We start from the raw sequence: 272 nt of genomic DNA, 5'->3' as shown, positions 1-272 counted from the left end.
GCCAGACCTGGAAGCACTGTAAGGTGTGAAGGCTACTGGTACTAATTGACCACAACAAACACCAACACACTACGTGTGCTGGCAAAAAGAGTAAGAAGAAGAAACAGTCACTGTCGTGACCGCGTCCACTATGCAGTATCTGACACAACACCCACACAAAGTGGGCACTAAGAAGGGTTTGTACTAATGCTTCGAATGTTTGTCGGTGGTCAATAGCTGCAGGGAAACGCCCGGTCCCATTCCGAACCCGGAAGCTAAGCCTGCACACGCTG

At 50.4% G+C, this 272-nt stretch carries 1 rRNA gene; it reads left to right on the top strand.

Annotation, left to right across the window (positions count from 1 at the left end):
- Window positions 1-201: 201 nt before the first annotated feature.
- Window positions 202-272 (top strand): 5S ribosomal RNA (gene rrf / locus QP884_RS11245); the annotation flags it as partial.

The sequence above is a fragment of the Corynebacterium tuberculostearicum genome, from assembly GCF_030229345.1.
Taxonomy (GTDB): domain Bacteria; phylum Actinomycetota; class Actinomycetes; order Mycobacteriales; family Mycobacteriaceae; genus Corynebacterium; species Corynebacterium tuberculostearicum_G.
This window is presented reverse-complemented; position numbering and strand designations above follow the sequence as displayed.